Raw genomic sequence first — 20,840 nt, 5'->3', positions numbered from 1 at the left:
GCGCCTGATAAACCGGAAAAAGAGGTCCCGCTCGGAGCAAGTGCTTGACAACCGCCGACAAAAACAGATGAACGGTTGCATATGCGAGGAAAGAGCGCAGAGCATCCGATTGTGCGGACGAACCGTGCGGACGCAGCCGGCGAGCGGAATCAACAGGGGCACGTGGACCGCGACTCGGCCGGCGGTCGAACCCGGAAGGTTGGTGAGGCGGGGCGACGGAGAACGCGGCCGTCGAACGGACCGGCCACACCGAGCCGCTCAGCGACCGAGCCGCCAAGCCGAGCCACCACACCGGGGTAACGAAACCGGACGACCGGCACGCCAGCACGGGCGCGAAGCCGCTCAGCGACCGAGCAGACGAGCCGAGCCACCACGCCGGGCAACGAAGCCGAGCCGTTGAAGCGGTGAGCACGGAACAGGTGAGCCGTTGAACCGGTGAGAACGGGAGCAGGCGAGCAGGGAAGCCCCCGGGCGACACCGACCGCCGGTGTCGGCCCGCGGGCGGGGCGACACCGGCGGCGAGTGGCGTCGGGTCGGGTGGGTCAGTGGGCAGTGGTCAGTGGTCGGCTTCGTTCCAGTCGCGGCCTGAGCCGACCGAGACGCCCAGGGGGACGTCCAGCGGGTAGGCCTCGCCCATCTGCTGGCGGACGAGGGCCTCGACGGCGGCGCGCTCGCCTGGGGCGACCTCGAACACCAGCTCGTCGTGGACCTGCAGGAGCATGCGGGACTGCAGGCCGGCCTCGCGCAGGGCGGCGTCCACATGGAGCATGGCGACCTTGATGATGTCGGCGGCGGAGCCCTGGATGGGGGCGTTGAGGGCCATGCGCTCGGCCATCTCGCGCCGCTGGCGGTTGTCGCTGTTGAGGTCGGGCAGGTAGCGGCGGCGGCCCAGGACGGTCTCGGTGTAGCCGTCGCGGCGGGCCTGGACGACGATCTGGCGCAGGTAGTCGCGGACGCCGCCGAACGTGGCGAAATACTCCTCCATGAGGACCGTGGCCTCGGCGGGGGTGATGCCGAGCTGCGAGGCGAGACCGTAGGAGGACAGGCCATAGGCGAGGCCGTAGTTCATGGCCTTGATCTTGCGGCGCTGGTCGGGGACGACCTCGTCGGCGGGGATCGAGAAGACCGAGGAGGCGGTCGCGGCGTGGAAGTCGAAGCCCGAGTTGAAGGCCTCGATCAGCGCCTCGTCCTTCGACAGGTGGGCCATGATCCGCATCTCGATCTGGCTGTAGTCGGCGGTGAGCAGGGACTCGAAGCCTTCGCCGACGATGAAGGCGCGGCGGATCTGCCGGCCGTCCTCGGTGCGGATGGGGATGTTCTGCAGGTTGGGGTCGGTGCTGGAGAGCCGGCCGGTGGCCGCGACGGTCTGGTAGTAGGTGGTGTGGATGCGGCCGTCGTCGCTGACCGACTTGAGCAGGCCGTCGACGGTGGTCTTGAGCTTGGCCCAGTCGCGGTGGCTCAGCAGGTGCGCCAGCAGCGGGTGCTCGGTCTGCTTGTGCAGGTTCTGCAGCGCCTCGGCGTCGGTGGTGTAGCCGGTCTTGATGCGCTTGGTCTTCGGCAGGCCGAGCTCGTTGAACAGGATCTCCTGCAGCTGCTTGGGCGAGCCGAGGTTGAACTCCCGGCCGATCACCTCATAGGCGCCCTGCGCGGCGGCCTTGACGTTGCTGGCGAACTTCGCCTCCAGCTCGCTGAGGTAGTCGGTGTCGGCGGCGATGCCGACCCGCTCCATCTCCGCCAGGACGGTGACCAGCGGCAGCTCGACCTCGGCGAGCAGGCGGGCGGAGGAGTCGCCGTCACGCCGCAGCTCCTCGGCGATCGCCTCGGCGAGGTCGAGGGTGGCGCGGGCGCGGAGCATGAGATTCTCCTCCGCCTCTCCCGTGTTGCCACCCAGGCCGTCGAGCGCGAGCTGGCCGGTGTCCGGGGCGTCGACCCGCAGCTCGCGCTTGAGGTAGCGCAGCGCCAGGTCGTTGAGGTCGTAGGAGCGCTGGTCGGGGCGGGCCAGGTAGGCCTCGAGCGCGGTGTCGCTGGCGACGCCCTCGAGCTGCCAGCCGCGGGTGCCGAACGCGAGCCGGGCCGGCTTCACGTCGTGCAGCACCTTGGGCCGGTCGGTGGCGGCGAGCCACTCCCCCACGGCCGCGTCGTCGGCGGCGTCGAGCTCGGTCGGGTCGAACCAGGCGGCCGGGCCGCCGGCGACGGCGAGGCCGATGCCGGTGACCTCGCCGGTGCCGCGGCCGAACTTGCCGGCGACGGCCACGCCGACCCGGGTGCCGGCCGGGGCGTGCTCGGTGAGCCAGGTGCCGATGCCCTCGCGCAGGACCGTGCCGGACAGGTCGAAGCCGCTCTCCGCCTCGGGCTCCACGGCGTCGAGGTACTGGTAGAGCCGGTCACGCAGGATGCGGAACTCCAGGGCGTCGAAGACCTGGTGGACGGCCTCGCGGTCCCAGCCGCGCCAGAGCAGCTGCTCGGGGGCGACCGGCAGCTCCAGGTCGTCGACGAGCCCGTTGAGCTCATAGTTGCGCATGACGTCGGCGAGGTGGGCGCGCACGCTCTCGCCGGCCTTGCCCTTGATCTCGTCGACCCGGGCGATGATCCCGTCGAGGTCGCCGAACTGCAGGATCCACTTGGCGGCGGTCTTGTCCCCGACGCCGGGAACGCCGGGGAGGTTGTCGCTGTCCTCGCCGACGAGCGCCGCCTTCGCCCGGTAGAGCGACGGCGGAATGCCATAGCGCTCCTCGACCTTGGCGGGCGTCATGCGGTCCATCTCGGAGACGCCGCGCTTGAGATAGAGCACCGTCACGAGGTCGGTGACCAGCTGGAAGGCGTCGCGGTCGCCCGTGATGATCGACGTGGGGATGCCCTGCGCGACCGCCTCCCGGGCGAGGGTCGCGATCACGTCGTCGGCCTCGTAACCCGGCTTCTCGATGAAGGGGATCCGCAGCGCGTTGAGGACCTCCTTGATCAGGTCGAGCTGGCCGGAGAACTCCGGCCGGGTCGTCGAGCGGTTGGCCTTGTATTCCGCATACTTCTCCAGGCGGAAGGTCTGGCGTGACACGTCGAAGGCGACCGCCACGTGCGTGGGCTTCTCGTCCCGCAACATGTTGATCAGCATCGACGTGAAGCCGAAGACGGCGTTGGTCACCTGCCCCGTCTTCGTGGAGAAGTTCTCCGCGGGGAGGGCGAAGAACGCCCGGTAGGCGAGAGAGTGCCCGTCGAGCAGCAGGAGCCTGGTGTCCTCTGTTGAACCCGTCACACCCTGAAGCCTAGTCGGGGGGTATGACACTTCTCCGCACAGGACCGCCCGAGGACCCCGCGCAGTGACGCGACAAACCGATTCCCGCGACGGTTGCGAACAGGAAGATTACGACTGCGCAACTTCCTAGGGCGTGTTGGCCTGAAGGCCTAGTGCCAGCTCCGGAGTTTCATTAGGTTCTGCCCCTATCAGCGTCTTGGCATCTAGGCGCAACCACGCCTACCGCGCTGTAAAAAGGAGACAGGTGATGATCCGCCCCAACCTCGCATGGCGCTCGGTCGCCGTGCTGAGCGCTGCCGTCCTGGCACTCAGTGCCTGTGGTGAAGATGCAGATAAGCCCAGCACGGGCGCGACCACCGGTGGTGCCACCCCCGGCGACGGCGTGCTGAAGATCGGCACCATCCTGCCGCAGACCGGCTCGCTGGCGTTCCTCGGCCCCCCGGAGTTCGCGGGCGTCGACGTCGCGATCAAGGAGATCAACGCCAACGGTGGCGTCCTGGGCAAGCCCGTCACGATCCAGCACATGGACTCGGGCGACACCTCCACGGACATCGCCACCCAGTCGGTCAACAAGCTGCTCACGGACAAGACCGACGTCATCATCGGTGCCGCCTCGTCGTCCGTCTCGCTGTCCGTGATCGACAAGATCACCGGCGCGGGCGTGGTCCAGATCTCGCCGGCCAACACGTCGACGGCGCTGACCACCTACAACGACAAGGGTCTGTACTTCCGGACCGCTCCGCCGGACACGCTGCAGGGCCGCGTCCTCGGTGACCTGATCGTCCAGGACGGCAACGCCACCACCGGCATGCTGGTCCTCAACGACTCCTACGGCACCGGCCTCGCCGAGAACGCCAAGGCGGAGATCGAGAGCGGCGGCGGCAAGGTCGCCGTGTCGGTGACCTACGACCCGAAGGCCGCGGACTTCTCGGCCGACGTGGCGAAGATCAAGGCCGCCAACCCGGACGCCATCGCCATCATCGGCTTCGACGAGACCAAGAAGATCGTCCCCAAGCTGATCGAGGCCGGCCTCAAGACCAAGAAGTGGTACTTCGTGGACGGCAACATCGCCGACTACTCGAAGGACTTCGCCCCTGGCACGCTGAAGGGCTACAAGGGCACCCAGCCCGGCGCCGCGACCAAGGACGACTTCAAGAAGCGCGCCCTTGAGATCAACAAGGACCTGAAGGACTGGAACTACGCCGTCGAGTCCTACGACGCCACCATCCTCGCGGCCCTCGCGGCCATCGAGGCCGGCAGCGACAACCCGGGCGAGATCGCGAAGCACCTGATCACCGTCTCCAAGGGCGGCGAGAAGTGCACGGACTTCAAGACCTGCGCCGACCTGCTCAAGCAGAAGAAGGACATCGACTACGACGGCCTGAGCGGCCCGATCTCCTTCAACGACGCCGGCGACCCGGCCGAGGCCACCATCGGTGTCTACACCTACGACGAGAACAACAAGCTCACGTCGGACGTGAAGTACCAGAACGGCAAGATCTGATCTGAAGAATAAAGAGCCCCACCGCCGTCGGCGGTGGGGCTCTTTGTTTTCGTCGCACGGCAGGCAAAGACGGCAAGCAAAGAAGGCAAGCAAAGAGAAATCCCGCGCCCCCGGACGGGGAACGCGGGATTCTCGAGAAGCAAAAACGATGGTTCAGGCGCGAGCGAGCGTGCCCAGGTACAACTCGATCACCCGCGGGTCATTGATCAGATCCTGACCTGACGCCGTGTAGGCATTGCGGCCCTGATCGAGGACGTATCCCCGGTCGCAGATCTGCAGGCAACGGCGGGCGTTCTGCTCGACCATCACGACCGTCACACCGGTCGAGTTGATCTGCTTGGTCCGGAAGAACACCTCGTCCTGCAGCGCCGGCGAGAGACCCGCTGAGGGCTCGTCGAGCAGCAGCACGGTCGGCTCCATCATGAGCGCCCGGGCCATGGCGACCATCTGCCGCTCACCGCCGGACATGAGCCCCGCCCGCTGCTTGCGCCGCTCGGCCAGGGTCGGGAAGAGCTGCGTCACGAAGTCGAAGCGCTCCTTGAAGCGCTTCGGCTTCAGGAACGTGCCCATCTGCAGGTTCTCTTCGATGGTGAGGGTCGCGAAGACGTTGTTGGTCTGCGGGACGAAGCCGATGCCCCGCTCCACCAGCGCGTGCGCCTTCATGTTGGTGATGTTCTCCCCGCGCAGGGTCACGGCCCCCGAGCGGATGTTGACCAGGCCGAACATGGCTTTCAGGAGGGTCGACTTGCCGGCGCCGTTGGGGCCGATGATGCCCACGAGCTCGCCGTCGTGCACGTACAGGTCAGCGCCGTTGAGGATGTTGACGCCGGGCAGGTAGCCCGCGACGACGTCGTCGGCCCGCAGGACCGCCCCGTCGGCGTGTGCCAGGTGGTCGCCACGGTCGACGATCTCGTTGCTGGCGACCGGGGCGTCGTCCTCGATCGGAACGGTCATGCCGTCCCCCTCTTCGGGTCGTCTTCAGGAGAAACAGAAAGCTCGTCGACAGCGCCGATCAGGGTCACCTCGCCGTCGGATTCGTCCAGCGTAGAGGCGTCCACCTCCTCGCCGCCGACGGTCTTGACCGCGCCGTCGTGGTGCGCGCCCAGGTAGGCGTCGATCACGCGCGGGTCGGCCATGACCTTGTCCGGGGTGCCCTCGGCGATGACGCCGCCCTGCCCCATGACGATGATCCAGTCGCTGATGTCGTGGACCATGTCCATGTCGTGCTCGACGAACAGCACGGTCATGCCGTCCTCACGCAGCTGCTTGACGTGGCCGAGCAGCGACTGCGTCAGCGCCGGGTTGACCCCGGCCATCGGCTCGTCGAGCATGACCATCTCCGGCTGCACCATGAGCGCCCGGGCCATCTCCAGGAGCTTGCGCTGGCCGCCGGAGAGGCTGCCGGCGAAGTCGTCCTTCTTGGCGATGAGCTTGAACCGGGTCAGCAGGTCCTCGGCGCGGGCGGTGATCTCGGCTTCCTGCTGCTTCCAGGTGCCGGGCAGCAGCGCCCGCCAGAAGCTCTCGCCGCGCTGCCCGGTGGCGCCGAGCCGCATGTTGTCGATGACCTTGAGCTTGGACAGGGCCTTCGTGAGCTGGAACGTGCGCACCATGCCGGCCCGCGCGACCTTGTGCGCCGCGACGCCGGACAGCGACTTGCCGTTGAACGTCCACGAGCCCTCGTCGGGCGCGTCGAAGCCGGTGAGCAGGTTGAAGAAGGTCGTCTTGCCGGCGCCGTTGGGGCCGATGAGCGCCGTGATCGAGCCGCGCTGGATCTCGACGTGCTTCACGTCGACGGCGGTGAGGCCGCCGAAGCGGCGCACCACGTTGTCGGCGACGAGGATCGGGTCGGGTTTCGGGACGCCCGGCTCGCACGGCAGGCCGGCCAGGGCCTGGACGGCACGCGCGCGGGCGGCCCGATCGGACTTCTCAACGTCCATCGAGCATGACCTCCCTCTTGTCGCCGAAGATGCCCTGCGGCCGGTAGATCAGCAGCAGGATGAGGCCGAGGCCGACCAGGATGTACCGGACCGAGCCGGCCTGCGAGGTGGTCATGAACCACTCCGGGAAGACCTTGTTGTTGGAGGCCTCGCTCAGGGCCGAGTCGATGAAGACCAGCAGGACCCAGAAGATCATGGAGCCGACGACCGGGCCGAAGACCCGGGCCGCGCCGCCGAGGATCACGATGGTGTACGCGAAGAACGTGAACTCCGTGCCGTACGTGTCCGGCTGGACCGCCGCCCGGTCGAGGGCGAAGACGAAACCGCCGAGGCAGCCGATGACGCCGCCGAGGACCAGCGACTGCATCTTGTAGGAGAAGACGTTCTTGCCGAGGCTGCGCACGGCGTCCTCGTCCTCCCGGATGGCCTTCAGCACGCGCCCCCACGGGCTGCTCATGAGCAGCCAGACCACGAGGCAGCTGAGCAGCACCAGCGTCCAGCCGACGACCAGGATCCACAGCTCACGGTCGGTGAACGTGATGAGCCCGAGGTCGATGCCCTTGCTGCCGGCGAACGGGTTGAGCTCGTAGAAGTCCTGCGAGAAGCTCTGCAGGCCGTCGGAGGCACCCGTCCACTTGCGCAGGTCGGTGGCGCGGTAGAAGAGCCGGATGATCTCGGCCGCGGCGATCGTGACGATGGCCAGATAGTCCGCGCGCAGTCGCAGCGTCGGGATGCCGAGCAGCAGCGCGAGGACCACCGCCGCGAGCAGGCCGACGATGACGCCCAGCCACAGCGGCAGCCCGAAGGTCGCCACCGTGATCGCGATGCCGTAGGCACCGACGCCGAGGAAGGCGGACTGGCCGAAGTTGAGCAGGCCAGTGTAGCCGAAGTGGACGTTGAGCCCGATGGCCGCGAGGGCGTAAGCAATAGCGGTGGAACCGACGATCGCTTCCAACGACACGCTGAAGATGCTTTCCCAGTTCATGATCGCCCCCTCAGCCGATCCGGGCCCGGCGGCCGAGGATGCCCTGCGGCCGGAAGAGCAGGATCACGATCAGCACCGCGAGGGCACCCACGGACTTCAGCTCGGTCGGGATCCACAGTGTGGAGATCTGGATGAACAACCCGATGACGAGGCTGCCGAGCAGCGCGCCCCAGGCCGTGCCGAAGCCGCCGAGGGTCACTGCGGCGAAGATGAGCAGCAGGATCTGGAAGCCCATCTGGAAGCCGACGCCCTGGAAGGCGCCGAGGATCACGCCGCTGAGCGCGGCGAGGCCGCCGCCGATCGTCCACACGAGGCGGATGATGCGGTCGACGTTGATGCCGGACGCGGCGGCCAGCGCCGGGTTGTCGGCGACGGCGCGGGTGGCCTTGCCGAGCCGGGTGCCGACCAGCGCGAAGGACACCGCGGCGAGGACGACGAGGGCGACGCCGTCGGCGATCAGGTTCTTCGGCGCGATCAGGAAGGGTCCGTACTGCACGCCCGCCTGGGCGTTGTAGTCGGCGAAGTTGCGCGACTCACCGCCGAAGAAGTACAGGAAGACGTAACGGACCAGCAGCGACAGGCCGATCGAGATGATCATCATGGTGACCAGGTTGGTGCGGCGCTTGCGCAGCCAGCCCCAGAACGCGCGGTCCTGGAAGTAGCCCAGGGCGGCGCCGATGGCCACCGAGACGACGCCGGCCAGCACCAGCGGCATCCCGATGGTCACGTTGAACAGGAACGTCATGAGACCACCGAGCGTGACCATCTCGCCGTGGGCGAAGTTGGTCAGGCCGGTGGTCCCGAAGATCAGCGAGATGCCGAGCGCCGCCAGGGCGATGATCAGCGAGAAGTGCAGGCCCGAGTACAGCAGGTCGGCGACGCGGTCGAACGACGACGGGGACGTGTCCTTCGTGCCGGGCTGGTTGTTGCCACCGCCGACGGTCGTGCCGGCCGCGCCGAGCGGGAACAGCACGTTGCGTGCCTGCCCGTCCGCCACGGTGACAGTGGGCAGCACGGGCCGGTTGTTGGTGAGCCCGACCCCGGAGGGCAGCGACGCTACATCGAGTTCCACCTTGTAGGTGCCCGGACCGGTTACCGGAATACTCCACTTGCCCTGCTCGTCGGATGTGGCCTCACCGGCGGGCGCGCCGTCCTGGGTAGACGCCTTGATCTTGACACCGGCGACCGGAGCGCCGTTGTTGGTCAGCGTCCCCTGCAGCGCTTCCCCTTCGGCCCACGCGCTTGTGGCGCCCAGACCGAAGGAGAGCATCACGCAGGCCAGGAAGGCCGTGAGCATGATCACGGCTCTACGCAATGGTGCTCCTCGAATAACTGATGGCAGCAATCGTCCCGACCCTCGGGACTGGCGGATCATAGCCCGCTCCAGAAGCCGATTGCGGTCCGTTACCAAGCCGTTATTCGACCCTGAGCACCACGTGCGCAGACACGCCCTGCGCAGGTAAAAGGTCAGGACTCAGGGGTTACGGTGCTGTTACCGGTGGCGGTTTCCGCGATGATCCGATCGGCCACTTCCCGCATGGTCATTCGGTGATCCATCGCGGTGCGCTGAATCCATTTGAACGCCTGCGGCTCGTTCATCGAGTAGGTCGCCATGAGCTGACCCTTGGCGCGCTCGACCACCTTGCGGGTCTCCAGGCGGTCGGTCAGCGTGGCGACCTCCTCCTCGAGCACCGCCAGCTCGGCGAACCGCGACACGGCGATCTCGACCGCCGGCACCAGGTCGCTCTTCTGGAACGGCTTCACCAGGTAGGCCATCGCGCCGGCGGCGCGGGCGCGCTCGACCAGGTCCCGCTGGCTGAACGCGGTGAGGATGACGACCGGCGCGACGCGCGCGCCGGCGATCTTCTCCGCGGCGGCCAACCCGTCCATGATCGGCATCTTGATGTCCATGATGACCAGGTCGGGCTTGAGCTCCTCGGCGAGGCGGACGGCCGTCTCGCCGTCGCCGGCCTCGCCGACAACGTCGTAGCCCTCCTCGACGAGCATCTCCCGGAGGTCGAGGCGGATGAGCGCCTCGTCTTCCGCGATGAGCACCCGACGGCTCTGTGCCTCGGCCACGCGCAACTCCCGATCCGACTCGACTAACCTGGCTGACACGACTGACGGCGATTACCGCCGGGATCAGACTAGTGGGTACCCTGGTGCGGCGTACCCGTCCCGGTATCCCAATCGGCAGAGGAACGGAGCTCAAACCTCCGACAGTGTGGGTTCGAATCCCACCCGGGGCACGCAAGTTTCACGCGGGAGGCAGCACCACCGGCTCCGCGTCGGCGGTCAGCAGGTCCAGTCCGGCACCGCTGACGACCTGCGCCGGCTGCCGGTCCCGCCCGAGGATCGCGGCCAGCCGCGTGACAGGAAGCCGGTCCGCGCGGCGGGACGCCGCAAAAACGACGTTGCCGAAGCGCCTGCCCCGCAGGAGTTCCGGGCGCACGAGCAGGCAGACGTCGGCGAAGGCGGTGCGCAGGGTGGCCGCCTGCCCCCGGGAGAAGGCCAGGGGCGCGAGGTCCGCGACGTTGACCGCGTAGACCCCCTCCGGACGCAGGATCCGGGCCACCTCCGCGGCGAACGTGACGTCCGACACGCTCTCGGGCATCTGCGCCGCGTCGTACACGTCGCCGATGACGAGATCGTAGGACGAGTCCGGAATGCCGGACACGACCTCCCGGGCGTCGCCGAAGACGAACGTGACGCCGGTGGCGTCGGCGAGCGGCACGACCCGCTGCACGAAGTCGGCGAGCCGCCGGTCCCGCTCGACGATCACCTGCGTGGAGCCGGGGCGCGTGGCGGTGACGTAGCGCGGCATCGTGAAGGCACCGCCGCCCAGGTGCAGCACGGTGAGGGGGCGCGCCTGCGGTGCCATCGTGTCGACGATCGCGGCGATGCGGCGGGTGTACTCGAAGCTGAGGTAGGTCGGGTCGGCGACGTCGACGTACGACTGCTGCACCTCTTCGAAGAGCAGCGTCCAGCCACCCTTGCGGCGCGGGTCGCGCACCAGCCTGGCGTTGCCGAACTCGGTGCGCTCGCCGATCCCGTCGATGATCTCCCGCCACCCGGACATCTAGGCGGGCGCCTCGTCCACGAGCTCCACGGGCGGCCCGTCGGCGTAGCGCGCGGCGAAGAGCGGCCTGCCCTTGTCGACCTCCTGCGTGCCAACGACGACCACCCCGCGCACGAAGTCGGACGACACGCTGTTGACGTGCACGCCCTGCTCCGCCCAGTAGGTGTTGTCGTCGTTGACCTGCTGGTAGCGCTTGTCCAGCTCGGCGGCGGAGAACCGGGCGTCGTGCACGAGCACGCACGACGCGGCGAACGTGGTGGTGATCCACCTGTCCAGGTCGGCGGACGGCTTGCGGTAGACCTCGACGCCGTCGTCGCCGACCCGGGCGCCGGCGAACACGGCCGCGAAGTCGGCCTCGCCCTTCGCGGTGATCTGCGAGACGACGTCCACCGGGTCCGCGGACGGCGACGCGCCGCACCCGGCGGTCTTCACGACCGCACCCGACCCGCCCGAGCCGCCGGGCGACGCGGACGGCGACGGGGCGGCCGACGAGCAGGCCGTCAACCCGAGCAGCAGCGCAACCACGAGTACACGTCGCATCGCCCCCAACGTACCGGAGCAGCCCCACCGCGAACCAAACCGGCGATTACTCTCAGTTCCGGAGCTTCCTGGTCGAACCGACAGGTATGGCCGGCACCACCCTGATCAAGAGCATCGACGACGTCATCGATGCCCGTGCCGTCACGACCGTGTTCCAGCCGATCGTGCGGCTCGACTCGTGGCGCCGCCACCGGCCCGAGGTCGTCGGCTACGAGGCGCTGACCCGCGGGCCCGCCGGCACGCCGTGGGAGGCGCCGCTGGACCTGTTCGACGCCGCCGGCAGGGCCGGCCGCCTCGCCGAGCTCGACTGGGTCTGCCGCGCCGCCGCGTACCGTGCCGCGATCGACGCCGGCCTGCCGCTCGGCCTCACCCTGTTCGTCAACGCCGAGCCCGCCGCGCTCGGCGAGCCGTGCCCGCCGGACCTCGCCCCGGCCATCCTCGACGCCCAGCTGCGGCTGCGGGTCGTCGTCGAGATGACCGAGCGGGCGATCACCGACGACCCGGCGGCCCTGCTCACCGCCGCCGAGGCGTGCCGCGGCTCCGGCTGGGGCGTGGCGCTGGACGACGTCGGCGCCGAGCCCGCGTCCCTGGCGGTCATGCCGTTCGTGCACCCGGACGTCGTCAAGGTCGACCGGCACCTCACCCAGCGGCCCGGCGGGGCCTACGCCGCCCGTGTCGTCAACGCGGTCGTCGCCTACGCCGAACGTACCGGCGCCGCGGTCCTCGCCGAGGGGGTCGAGACCCGCGAGCACGTCGCCGCCGCCCTGGGCATGGGCGCGACGCTCGGCCAGGGCTGGCTGTTCGGCCGGCCGGGGCCGCTGCCGGCGGACGTCGCCGAGCGCAGCGCGACCCTGCCGGTGCCGTTCGTCGCGCCGCCCGCCGGGACGGGGACGAGGACGCCGTACGAGATCGTCGCCGCCCGCCGCCCGACCGCCGAGGCGACGAAGCGGATGCTCATGCCGCTGAGCCGGTACCTGGAGGAGAAGGCGCTCGACGCGGCGGAGCCGCCCATCCTGCTCGGCTGCTTCCAGGAGGCGCGCTTCCTGACCCCCGCGACCGCCCGCCGGTACGCGACCATCGCGCAGACCGCCGCCCTGGTCGGCGTCCTCGGCACCGAGATCCCGAGCGCACCGGTGCCGGGCGTCAGGGGCGCCGCGATCGCCGGTGACGACCCGCTGCGCGGCGAGTGGAACGTGGTGGTCGTCGGGCCGCACTTCGCCGCCGCCCTCGTCGCGCGGGACCTCGCCGACGACGGGCCCGACGAGGACCGGCGGTTCACCTACGCCCTCACGTACGACCGCGACCTCGTGCTCGAAGCGGCCCGTGCGCTGCTGCACTGGATCGTGCCAACATAGGCGGCTATGAAGCGGTTGGCGCCGGTCGTGCTCCTCGCCCTGCTCGCCGCGTGCGGCGACGGTTCCCAGAAGCCGCCCGAGAAGCCGGTCAAGCTGCGGGTCGAGCTGACCCAGGGCCGGGTCGACGAGGTCCGGCACACGGTGCAGATCTCGATGCACAACGAGGGCCCCGCGAAGGTCACCGTCGAGCGGGTCGAGCTGCAGGCGCCGTCGTTCAAGGGGGTCGGGCCGGTCGCGGTCGACGCCCCGCTGCCCGTCGGCGGCCTGCGCGTCGACGTGCCCGTCTCCTACGGCACGGGGATCTGCCAGGGCGACGAGCTCAAGCCGCGCAGCGCCGCCTCCCATGTCGGATTCGCCGTCCGTACCGAGGACGGCAAGCTGCACGACCTGCGGCTGCCGCTGCCCGACCCGGACCCGATGCTCGACAAGCTGCTCGCGATCGACTGCCAGCAGGCGTACCTGGACCGGCGGGTGTCGCTCACGTTCGGCCCCTGGACGCACCTGCCGAGCGGCTGGCTCAACGGCACCGTGGTGCTGAAGCGGGTGGGGTACGCCGGGACGGTCACCCTGCAGGAGTTCGTCGGCAGCATCCTGCTTGAGGTGCTGCCGCTGCCCGCTCGGGAGCAGACGCCGAAGCCGTACGCGGTGCTGCAGCCCGGGCAGCAGGAGGTGAGCGTGCCGATCGTGGTCGACGGCGAGCGCTGCACCCCGCACGCGCTCGCGGAGATCAAGAAGCCGTACGTGTTCCCCGCGTGGCTCAGCCTCGACGGCGGCCCGCCGCTGTACACGGAGCTGAAGATCACCGATGCGGAGCGTGACGCGTTCAAGCCGGTCATCGACGCCTGCGCGGCCGGCCACACGCAGATGTGACGACATACTTTTAAGCCAGACTTAGGCCAGTTGCGATGGGGTACGGCGGCTGCCATGCTCCAGAGCCATGTCCGAGGTCGGTGCGCGCGCCCGCGCGGCGTTGCCCGCGGTCGCGCTGCTGACCCTGGCGACCGCGGCCGTCCTCGGCCTGTCCACGCTGATCGGGACCGCCCCCGCGCCGCCGGCCTGGCGGATCGTGCTGACCCTGGTGGCGGGGCTGCTGCTCGGCGTCGCCGCCACCGACCAGGTCCGCGCCGCGCTCACCGACTGGCAGGGCGCCGCGACCGCCGAGGCCGGGTCGCACCGGCGGGGCCGCCGCGGACCGGCCCCCGTCCAGGACCCGGACCAGCCGCTGGAGAAGCCCGCGCGGCCGAGGCCGAAGCGGCCGTCGTGGCCGCGGATCGGGATCATCGCGGCGGTCGTCGCCGTGCTCGTCGCCCTGCTGTGGGTGCCGCAGGTGCCGGTGCACGGCGTCGCCACCACGGTCTTCACGTTCGGGTTCGGCTACGCCGCGTACGTGCTGCCGGTCCTGCCGCTGCTGCTGCTCTGGCCGCTGCCGCGCCTGCCCCGGGCCACCTGGCCGTGGCAGCTGCCCCTGGTGCCCATCGTCGACCGGCGGCTGTGGACCGGCGCCGAGCTGCGCGACCTGGCCGTCGCCACCGGCCACTACCTGCGCGAACGGGTCCTCACCCGCACCACCGGCATCGCCCTGGCCACGCTCGGCCTGCTGCACCTGGTCCGCGGCAACCCGAGCCTCCTGGACGGCGGCACCTCCCGCGCCGGCGGGCTCGCCGGCTGGCTGCTCGCCGAGCCGCTGCGCCTGGTCCTGTCCACCGGCGGCGCGATCGGCCTGCTCGGCGGGGTCCTCGTCGGCGCCGCGGCGGTCATCGCCGCCTCCGTCGGCCGCGCGTGGGGCACCGTCGCCGGCTACTCGGTGCTCGCCGTCGCGGTCGTGGTGCCGCTGGTCGGCGCGGGCGCCGGGCACTGGCTCGGCTTCGAGTACTACCTGCGCACCGAGCAGGGCAAGGTGGTCGTCGTCGCGGGCCTGTCCCCGTCGCACCGGCAGGCGGTCCACGACACCGCCGTGCCCGTCGACGGCCTGGCACCGTCGCTGGTGGCGCTGCTCGACAAGGGGCTGCAGGTCACCGGCAATGACGACGGCGACCGGATCGCGCGGGCCCTCGCGGACCCGTCCAAGGCGGCGACCGAGCTTTTCGTCGGCGACCAGTTCGAGCTCAAGGCCGGCGAGTGCTTCGACTGGATCGGCGGGTCGTCGCAGCTGCGCTACGTCACGCCCTGCAACGCCGCGCACATCGGCGAGGTCACCTACGTCGGGCACCTGCCGTTCCTGGAGGACCCGGGGCGCGAGGCGGTCGACGCGGCCGCGAAGGCGGTCTGCGAGCAGTCCTACGGCGCGTACCTCGGCGTCCCGTTCGGCCAGTCGTTCCTGCCCCTGGACAAGCCGATGCTCCCGCCGGGCTGGACGCAACGGCCCGTCATCGCGTGCTCCGTCACGTCGGTCGGGCCGTGGACGCTCAAGGGCACGAAGACGGTCGCCGCGCTGCAGCAGAAGGTGCCGTGGGGCGCCGCGGGCGGCTGCAAGGTCGAGGTGCCGGACGCGCTGCGGATCACCGCGGAGCAGCCCAACATCCGCTGCGTCGCGCCCGGCCCGGAGCAGCGGCTCGCGGTGCAGGGCGCCGGCTTCACGATGGACCTGGAGTTCGCCGCGATCGGCAAGGCGGCCGGCGGCGCCAAGATCGGCGCGGCCTGCCTCGACGGCGCCGACCTGGGCAACGGCTACACCTTCGAGGTCGGCCCCGAGGGCATCATCGAGATCTTCAAGCTGACGGGCGGGCAGCCGGCGAGGCTCGCCGCGTCGGCGAAGCCGAAGAACGCCGGCCCGCCGACGACCGCCTCGACGCCGCTGCAGGTCACCTGCAAGCCGGCCGCGGACGGCGGGATCGAGCTGACCGCCTTCTCGACCGGCAACCGCAAGGCGACCGCGGTCGACAAGACCAACCCGGTGACCCGCCTCTCCCCCAGGCTCATGCTGGCCAACGCCGGCGCCGGCGGCGTCGTCATGACCGCCATGATCTTCAGCGCGACCCGCGTCTGAGGCGCAGCCCACGTCCGAGGCGCGACCCGTCGATCGCCCAGGACCCGATGCACGCCGAAGTTTGGAAAGCGAGCGTTCGCTCTACAATCGGAGGATGCCGCGCGTCTCCGAAGCCCACCTCGCCGCCCGCCGCGAACAGATCATCGACGCGGCCACGCGCTGCTTCCTGCGCAACGGCTTCCACCAGACGTCGATGCAGGACGTCATCAAGGAGGCGGGGCTGTCGGTCGGCGCGTTCTACCGGTACTTCGACAGCAAGGCCGCACTGATCAAGGCGATCGCCGGCGAGAAGATCGGGGTGGTGCAGGCGACCGCGGACCACCTGCTGCGGCAGGACCCGCCGCCGCCCGTGCTGGTGGTGATCGACGACCTGCTGCACCAGATCGACATCAACCTCACCGACGACGGCACGGTCCGCATCGCCGTGCAGGTGTGGGGCGAGGCGGTGCACGACCCCGAGTTCGCCGGGCTCATCGCCGAGATCTACGGCCGGATCCGGGGCAACGCGGTCGCCCTGGCCCGCCGTGCCCAGGAGCACGGCCAGCTGCCCGCCGGCGCCGACCCGGTCGCGATCGGCTCGGCGCTCTTCGGGCTCATCCAGGGGTACATCCTGCAGCGGGTGCTCATCGGGGAGGTCGACCGCGAGTCGTACATGAGCGGCATCGCGGCCCTGATGGGGGCCGGCCACCAGGACCGGCCCCCGCAGGTCACGACCGAGTGATCTTGACGTCGTCGACGCCGGCCTCGACCAGGCTGGCGGTGCCGGAGTCGTTCGCCTCGATCAGGATCCGGATAGGCTGCCCGGCGTAGGCGGTCAGGTTCACCGAAGCCACCGCCCACGCGCCGGCCCGGTTCGACGCGGCGCCCGCCTGGCTGAACACGGTCGTCGTGGTGGTGTCGACGACGCGCACCCGCAGGTAGTCGGCGCTGGTGGCGTTGTCGAGGTGGGCCAGGTACCAGGAGAACGTCAGCGTCAGCGTGCCCCCTGACGGCAGTGCCGGCAGCGTGATCGCGGGCGAGCGGATGCTGGTGACCCCGCCGTCCACGTCGTAGGTGCCGGCGCTGCTGCCCGCCGCCGCGCCCGTGACCAGGTCGAAGCTGCCGCTGACGGTGGTGCCGAGCTGCAGCGCGACGCCGGAGCTGGTCGCCGCCGGGTCGCCCCGCTCGAACGCGCCGGCCGTGGCCGTGTCGGTGCCGGACGGGTTGGCGGTCCAGCCGGTGGCCGTCTCGAACGTGTCGCTGTAGACGGTGGTGCCCGGCGGGGCCGGGGTGCTGGTCGCGATGGTCCACACCGCGTACGCGATGGCGTCGCTGTTGCGGTCCAGGGCCGTGTCGTTGATGTTGCCCGTGGTGTCGCAGGAGCGGTGGTAGCAGACGTCGAACGCGGTGCCGGACGTGCCGCCCCACTTCGTGGCCTGCGCCGTGGTCTTGGTGCCCTCCGCGCCGGTGAAGATGCCGTCGGCGGGGATGCCGTTGGCGATGAACGGGCCGTAGTCGGAGCGGCCGTCGAAGTCGGTGCCCTCCGTCGGCACGCCGATCGAGGTGAAGTAGTCCTTCAGCGTCTGCTCGAGGGCTGCCGAGCCGGCGGGGCCGGGGCCGGAGCCGACGCCGTCGGAGTTGTCGCCGTCGTAGAGGAAGTAGCCGGGGTTCGGCGAGCCGACCATGTCGAAGTTCAGGTACGCCTTGATCTTCGCCTTCTCGGCCGCGGAGAGGCTGTTGACGTAGGCGGTCGAGCCGCGCAGCCCGAGCTCCTCCGCGCCCCACCAGCCGAAGCGCAGGTGCTTCGTGGTGCTCAGCGCCTGCCGGGACACCTCGAGGGCGACCTCCAGGTTGGCCGAGGAGCCGGAGCCGTTGTCGTTGATGCCGGGCCCGGCGGTGACGCTGTCCAGGTGCGCGCCGACCATCAGCACGTCGTCGGGGTCGCCACCCGGCCAGTCCGCGATCAGGTTGTAGCCGGTCGCGCCGTTGTAGGTGAACGACTGCACGACCGTGGTGTACCCGGCGGCGTCGAGCTGCCCTTTCACGTAGTTGACCGAGGCCAGGTAGCCGGGCCGGCCATGGGCCCGGTTGCCGCCGTTGGCGGTCGCGATGCTCTGCAGCTGGCTCAGGTGCGCCTTGACGTTGGCGACGGAGATGTTGGGCGCGGCGGCGAGCAGGATCTTCGCCGGCGCCGCGGAGGCGGGCGCCTGCGCCGCGGTGGCGGCCGAGGCCACCGCCAGGGCCACCGCCAGCGCGGCGGTGCGGACCTTCTTCACGTGGACAGCTCCCGGGGGTCGAGGGGGGTCACGGCCCGGCACGAGGGATCAACCGTCGGCTACCTGGCCGCCTGCCATGGTCCCGAGATACATCGAAATGCATCAAGCTTTCGATTCGCCCATAGCATCGATACGCGCATAAGGTGCCGCACATGAACAACCCTTCAGGCACCTCCCGGCGAGCCGTCCTGGCCGCCGCGGCGGCAACGGCGGCGGCACCCTTCGTCGCCGGCGGCAAGGCGGACGCGGCACCCGCGGCGAACCCCAAAACCTGGGACCTCACGCTGCTCGGCACCTCCGACACCCACGGCAACGTCTACAACTGGGACTACTACAAGGACGCCGAGTACGACGACAGCGCCCACAACGACATCGGCCTGGCGAAGGTCGCCACGCTCGTCAACCAGATCCGGGCGGAGCGGCGGGGCAAGGCCACGCTCGTCCTCGACGCCGGCGACACGATCCAGGGCACGCCCCTGGCGACGTACTACGCCAAGCAGGAGCCGATCACCACGACCGGTGAGAAGCACCCGATGGCACGGGCGATGAACGTCATCGACTACGACGCCGTCACCCTGGGCAACCACGAGTTCAACTACGGGCTGCCGCTGCTCGCCCTGTGGATCCGCCAGCTGGGCTTCCCGGCCCTGGCCGCGAACGCGGTCAACGTGAAGACCGGCCGGCCCGCGTTCGTGCCGTACATCATCAAGAAGGTCGACCTGGGTCACGGCGCGCCGAACCTCCGGGTCGGCATCCTCGGGCTCACCAACCCCGGCGTCGCCATCTGGGACCGCGCCAACGTCGAGGGCACGCTCCGCTTCGACGACTGCGTCGCCACCGCCGCGAAGTACGTGCCCGAGATGCGCCGCCGCGGCGCCGACATCGTGCTCATCTCCGCGCACGGCGGCGACAGCGGCAAGTCCAGCTACGGCCCGGAGCTGCCGAACGAGAACCCGTCGGCGCTCATCGCCGAGCAGGTCCCCGGCATCGACGCGATCCTCTTCGGCCACGCGCACAGCGACATCCCGCAGCGCTTCGTGACCAACACGGCGACCGGCGCGCAGGTGCTGCTGTCGGAGCCGTCGCGGTGGGGCCAGCGGCTGACCCGGATGGACTTCCAGCTCAGCCGCGACCGCGGCCGCTGGGTGATCACGTCGAAGGCGTCGACGTCGCTGAACACCAACACGGTCGAGGCCGACCCCAAGGTCGTCGCCGCCGTGCGGGCCCAGCACAACAAGACCGTCGCCTACGTCAACCAGGTCGTCGCGACCTCCACCGAGACGCTGTCGGCGGCCGAGTCCCGCTACAAGGACACCCCGATCCTGGACTACATCAACAAGGTCCAGACCGACACGGTCGTCGCCGCGCTCGGCACGGCGCTGCCGGTGCTGTCGATCGCCGCCCCGTTCTCGCGGACCGCGGTGTTCCCCGCCGGCGACGTCAAGATCAAGGACGTGGCCGGGCTGTACATCTACGACAACACCCTGGAGGCCGTCGTCCTGACCGGCGCCGAGGTGCGCGCCTACCTGGAGTACTCGGCGAAGTACTTCGTGACGCTGCCGGTCGGTGCTCCCGTCGACCCGGCGACGATCAACGACCCGTCCGTGCCGGACTACAACTACGACGTGATCTCCGGCGTCGAGTACGACATCGACATCAGCAAGCCGGTCGGGCAGCGCATCACGCGCCTGGTGCGCCGCGACGACAGCACCGGCACCACCACGCCGGTCGGCGACGCGGAGCAGTTCGTGGTCGCGGTGAACAACTACCGGCGCTCCGGCGGCGGCAACTTCCCCGGCATCGTGAAGCCGCAGGTCTACAACGCGCAGCAGGAGATCCGGCAGCTGCTGATCGACTGGGCGCAGGCGAAGGGCTCGATCAATCCGGCCGACTTCTTCACCCCGAACTGGCGGCTCGTGCGGGACAACGTGCCGGTCTTCGTGTAACGCCATACTCTGGGCGGCATGCAGGAACGGATCTTAGGACGGACCGGAGCCCCGGTCGGCGTGGTAGGGCTCGGCGCGTGGCAGCTCGGCGCCGACTGGGGCGAGGTCGACGAGGACCAGGCGCTCGCGACCCTCGCCGCCGCGCACGAGTCGGGCGTGACGTTCATCGACACCGCCGACGTGTACGGCGACGGCCGCAGCGAGCGCCTCGTCGGGGCCTTCATCAAGGACCGGCCGGGCATCACGGTCGCCACCAAGATGGGCCGCCGGGTGCCGCAGGAGGCCGACCGGTACAACCTCGACAACTTCCGCGCGTGGAACGACCGCTCCCGCGAGAACCTCGGCGTCGACACCCTCGACCTCGTGCAGCTGCACTGCCCGCCGTCGGAGGTGTACTCGACCGACGAGGTGTTCGACGGCCTGGACCTGATGGTGCAGGAAGGCCGCATGAAGGCCTACGGGGTGAGCGTCGAGACGGTCGCCGAGGCGCTGACCGCGATCGCCCGGCCCGGCGTCGCCACCGTGCAGATCATCTTCAACATGCTGCGGCTCAAGCCCCTGGACGACGTGCTGCCCGCCGCGGAGAAGATGGGCGTCGGCATCATCGCCCGCGTCCCGCTCGCCAGCGGCCTGCTGTCCGGGCGCTACGACGAGCACACCACGTTCGGCGCCGACGACCACCGCACCTACAACCGGCACGGCGAGGCGTTCGACCAGGGCGAGACGTTCTCCGGCGTCGACTACGACACCGGGCTCGCCGCCGTGCGCCGGCTCGCGCCGCTCAAGCCCGAGGGGCTGACGATGGCGCAGTTCGCGCTCCGCTGGATCGTCGACCACCCGGCCGTGTCCGTGGTCATCCCCGGCGCCCGCAACGGCGAGCAGGCCCGCGCCAACGCGGCCGTCGGCGGCGCCGACCCGCTGCCCGCCGCCACCCACGAAGCGGTCCGCGAGGTGTACGACGACCTCATCCGCCAGTCGGTGCACAGCCGGTGGTAGGGGGCGA

Annotated in this window: 16 protein-coding genes and 1 tRNA gene; 8 read left to right on the top strand and 9 right to left on the bottom strand. The window is 70.1% G+C overall.

Annotated elements, in window-relative coordinates; genetic code table 11:
* Positions 1-556 precede the first annotated feature (556 nt).
* Positions 557-3,250 (bottom strand): DNA polymerase I, encoded by a 2,694-nt coding sequence (gene polA, locus ACFY3L_RS13155; RefSeq protein WP_389322259.1) that lies wholly within the window; start codon positions 3,248-3,250, stop codon positions 557-559.
* 247 nt (positions 3,251-3,497) lie between these two features.
* Between polA and ACFY3L_RS13150 the strand changes: the two genes are divergently transcribed.
* Positions 3,498-4,754: an ABC transporter substrate-binding protein gene (locus ACFY3L_RS13150; RefSeq protein ID WP_389322257.1), complete on the top strand. Its 1,257-nt coding sequence runs from the start codon at positions 3,498-3,500 to the stop codon at positions 4,752-4,754.
* 153 nt (positions 4,755-4,907) lie between these two features.
* On the opposite strand, the gene ACFY3L_RS13145 is transcribed toward ACFY3L_RS13150, so the two are convergent.
* The 5 genes from ACFY3L_RS13145 to ACFY3L_RS13125 all read right to left on the bottom strand — a co-directional run bounded on the left by ACFY3L_RS13145 (position 4,908) and on the right by ACFY3L_RS13125 (position 9,755).
* Positions 4,908-5,708: an ABC transporter ATP-binding protein gene (locus ACFY3L_RS13145; protein WP_389322255.1), complete on the bottom strand. Its 801-nt coding sequence runs from the start codon at positions 5,706-5,708 to the stop codon at positions 4,908-4,910.
* Positions 5,705-6,691, bottom strand: coding sequence for an ABC transporter ATP-binding protein (locus ACFY3L_RS13140; RefSeq protein WP_389322253.1), 987 nt, complete (start codon positions 6,689-6,691; stop codon positions 5,705-5,707). Before ACFY3L_RS13140 ends, ACFY3L_RS13145 begins: the two co-directional genes overlap by 4 nt.
* Complete coding sequence (locus tag ACFY3L_RS13135; protein ID WP_389322251.1) at positions 6,681-7,676, bottom strand: branched-chain amino acid ABC transporter permease; 996 nt, start codon at positions 7,674-7,676, stop codon at positions 6,681-6,683. Before ACFY3L_RS13135 ends, ACFY3L_RS13140 begins: the two co-directional genes overlap by 11 nt.
* A 10-nt stretch (positions 7,677-7,686) precedes the next feature.
* The gene (locus tag ACFY3L_RS13130; protein WP_389322249.1) at positions 7,687-8,991 is read right to left on the bottom strand and encodes a branched-chain amino acid ABC transporter permease; all 1,305 of its coding nucleotides are present in this window, start codon (positions 8,989-8,991) and stop codon (positions 7,687-7,689) included.
* 152 nt (positions 8,992-9,143) lie between these two features.
* Positions 9,144-9,755, bottom strand: coding sequence for an ANTAR domain-containing response regulator (locus ACFY3L_RS13125; protein WP_389322247.1), 612 nt, complete (start codon positions 9,753-9,755; stop codon positions 9,144-9,146).
* A gap of 96 nt (positions 9,756-9,851) precedes the next feature.
* On the opposite strand from ACFY3L_RS13125, the gene ACFY3L_RS13120 reads away from it, so the two are divergent.
* A tRNA-Leu gene (locus tag ACFY3L_RS13120) sits at positions 9,852-9,925 on the top strand.
* An 8-nt stretch (positions 9,926-9,933) separates the two neighbouring features.
* Here the strand turns inward: ACFY3L_RS13120 and ACFY3L_RS13115 are convergent.
* Complete coding sequence (locus tag ACFY3L_RS13115) at positions 9,934-10,755, bottom strand: spermidine synthase (RefSeq protein ID WP_389322245.1); 822 nt, start codon at positions 10,753-10,755, stop codon at positions 9,934-9,936.
* On the bottom strand, positions 10,756-11,295 hold the full coding sequence (locus ACFY3L_RS13110; RefSeq protein WP_389322243.1) for a hypothetical protein: 540 nt from the start codon (positions 11,293-11,295) through the stop codon (positions 10,756-10,758).
* 86 nt (positions 11,296-11,381) lie between these two features.
* On the opposite strand from ACFY3L_RS13110, the gene ACFY3L_RS13105 reads away from it, so the two are divergent.
* The 4 genes from ACFY3L_RS13105 to ACFY3L_RS13090 all read left to right on the top strand — a co-directional run bounded on the left by ACFY3L_RS13105 (position 11,382) and on the right by ACFY3L_RS13090 (position 16,357).
* Entirely contained in the window at positions 11,382-12,650 is a 1,269-nt protein-coding gene (locus ACFY3L_RS13105) for an EAL domain-containing protein (RefSeq protein ID WP_389322241.1), read from the top strand.
* A gap of 6 nt (positions 12,651-12,656) precedes the next feature.
* Positions 12,657-13,520 (top strand): hypothetical protein, encoded by an 864-nt coding sequence (locus tag ACFY3L_RS13100; protein WP_389322239.1) that lies wholly within the window; start codon positions 12,657-12,659, stop codon positions 13,518-13,520.
* A 67-nt stretch (positions 13,521-13,587) separates the two neighbouring features.
* Entirely contained in the window at positions 13,588-15,636 is a 2,049-nt protein-coding gene (locus ACFY3L_RS13095; RefSeq protein WP_389322237.1) for a hypothetical protein, read from the top strand.
* Between the two features lie 94 nt (positions 15,637-15,730).
* Entirely contained in the window at positions 15,731-16,357 is a 627-nt protein-coding gene (locus ACFY3L_RS13090; protein ID WP_389322236.1) for a TetR/AcrR family transcriptional regulator, read from the top strand.
* Here ACFY3L_RS13090 and ACFY3L_RS13085 read toward each other — a convergent pair.
* Positions 16,344-17,891, bottom strand: a complete 1,548-nt coding sequence (locus ACFY3L_RS13085) for a M28 family metallopeptidase (protein WP_389322234.1) — start codon at positions 17,889-17,891, stop codon at positions 16,344-16,346. The two genes, ACFY3L_RS13090 and ACFY3L_RS13085, sit on opposite strands and share 14 nt — an antisense overlap.
* A 152-nt stretch (positions 17,892-18,043) precedes the next feature.
* On the opposite strand from ACFY3L_RS13085, the gene ACFY3L_RS13080 reads away from it, so the two are divergent.
* Both ACFY3L_RS13080 and ACFY3L_RS13075 read left to right on the top strand, forming a co-directional pair.
* Complete coding sequence (locus tag ACFY3L_RS13080) at positions 18,044-19,837, top strand: bifunctional metallophosphatase/5'-nucleotidase (protein ID WP_389322232.1); 1,794 nt, start codon at positions 18,044-18,046, stop codon at positions 19,835-19,837.
* A gap of 18 nt (positions 19,838-19,855) precedes the next feature.
* Complete coding sequence (locus ACFY3L_RS13075; RefSeq protein ID WP_389322231.1) at positions 19,856-20,833, top strand: aldo/keto reductase; 978 nt, start codon at positions 19,856-19,858, stop codon at positions 20,831-20,833.
* Positions 20,834-20,840 lie beyond the last annotated feature (7 nt).

Origin of the sequence: Dactylosporangium sp. NPDC000521, assembly GCF_042898305.1 — a bacterium.
In the GTDB taxonomy this organism is placed as follows: Bacteria; Actinomycetota; Actinomycetes; order Mycobacteriales; family Micromonosporaceae; genus Dactylosporangium.
The sequence above is the reverse complement of the archived record's forward strand: the minus strand, read 5'-3'. Positions and strand labels throughout refer to the sequence as shown.

Bases quoted from the DNA above. Each gene is read 5' to 3' on its own strand.
- ACFY3L_RS13140 (WP_389322253.1), bottom strand. From the start codon at position 6,691: ATGGACGTTGAGAAGTCCGATCGGGCCGCCCGCGCGCGTGCCGTCCAG.
- ACFY3L_RS13080 (WP_389322232.1), top strand. From the start codon at position 18,044: ATGAACAACCCTTCAGGCACCTCCCGGCGAGCCGTCCTGGCCGCCGCG.
- ACFY3L_RS13090 (WP_389322236.1), top strand. From the start codon at position 15,731: ATGCCGCGCGTCTCCGAAGCCCACCTCGCCGCCCGCCGCGAACAGATC.
- ACFY3L_RS13145 (WP_389322255.1), bottom strand. From the start codon at position 5,708: ATGACCGTTCCGATCGAGGACGACGCCCCGGTCGCCAGCAACGAGATC.
- ACFY3L_RS13100 (WP_389322239.1), top strand. From the start codon at position 12,657: ATGAAGCGGTTGGCGCCGGTCGTGCTCCTCGCCCTGCTCGCCGCGTGC.
- ACFY3L_RS13135 (WP_389322251.1), bottom strand. From the start codon at position 7,676: ATGAACTGGGAAAGCATCTTCAGCGTGTCGTTGGAAGCGATCGTCGGT.
- ACFY3L_RS13110 (WP_389322243.1), bottom strand. From the start codon at position 11,295: ATGCGACGTGTACTCGTGGTTGCGCTGCTGCTCGGGTTGACGGCCTGC.
- ACFY3L_RS13105 (WP_389322241.1), top strand. From the start codon at position 11,382: ATGGCCGGCACCACCCTGATCAAGAGCATCGACGACGTCATCGATGCC.
- ACFY3L_RS13150 (WP_389322257.1), top strand. From the start codon at position 3,498: ATGATCCGCCCCAACCTCGCATGGCGCTCGGTCGCCGTGCTGAGCGCT.
- ACFY3L_RS13095 (WP_389322237.1), top strand. From the start codon at position 13,588: ATGTCCGAGGTCGGTGCGCGCGCCCGCGCGGCGTTGCCCGCGGTCGCG.
- ACFY3L_RS13115 (WP_389322245.1), bottom strand. From the start codon at position 10,755: ATGTCCGGGTGGCGGGAGATCATCGACGGGATCGGCGAGCGCACCGAG.
- ACFY3L_RS13075 (WP_389322231.1), top strand. From the start codon at position 19,856: ATGCAGGAACGGATCTTAGGACGGACCGGAGCCCCGGTCGGCGTGGTA.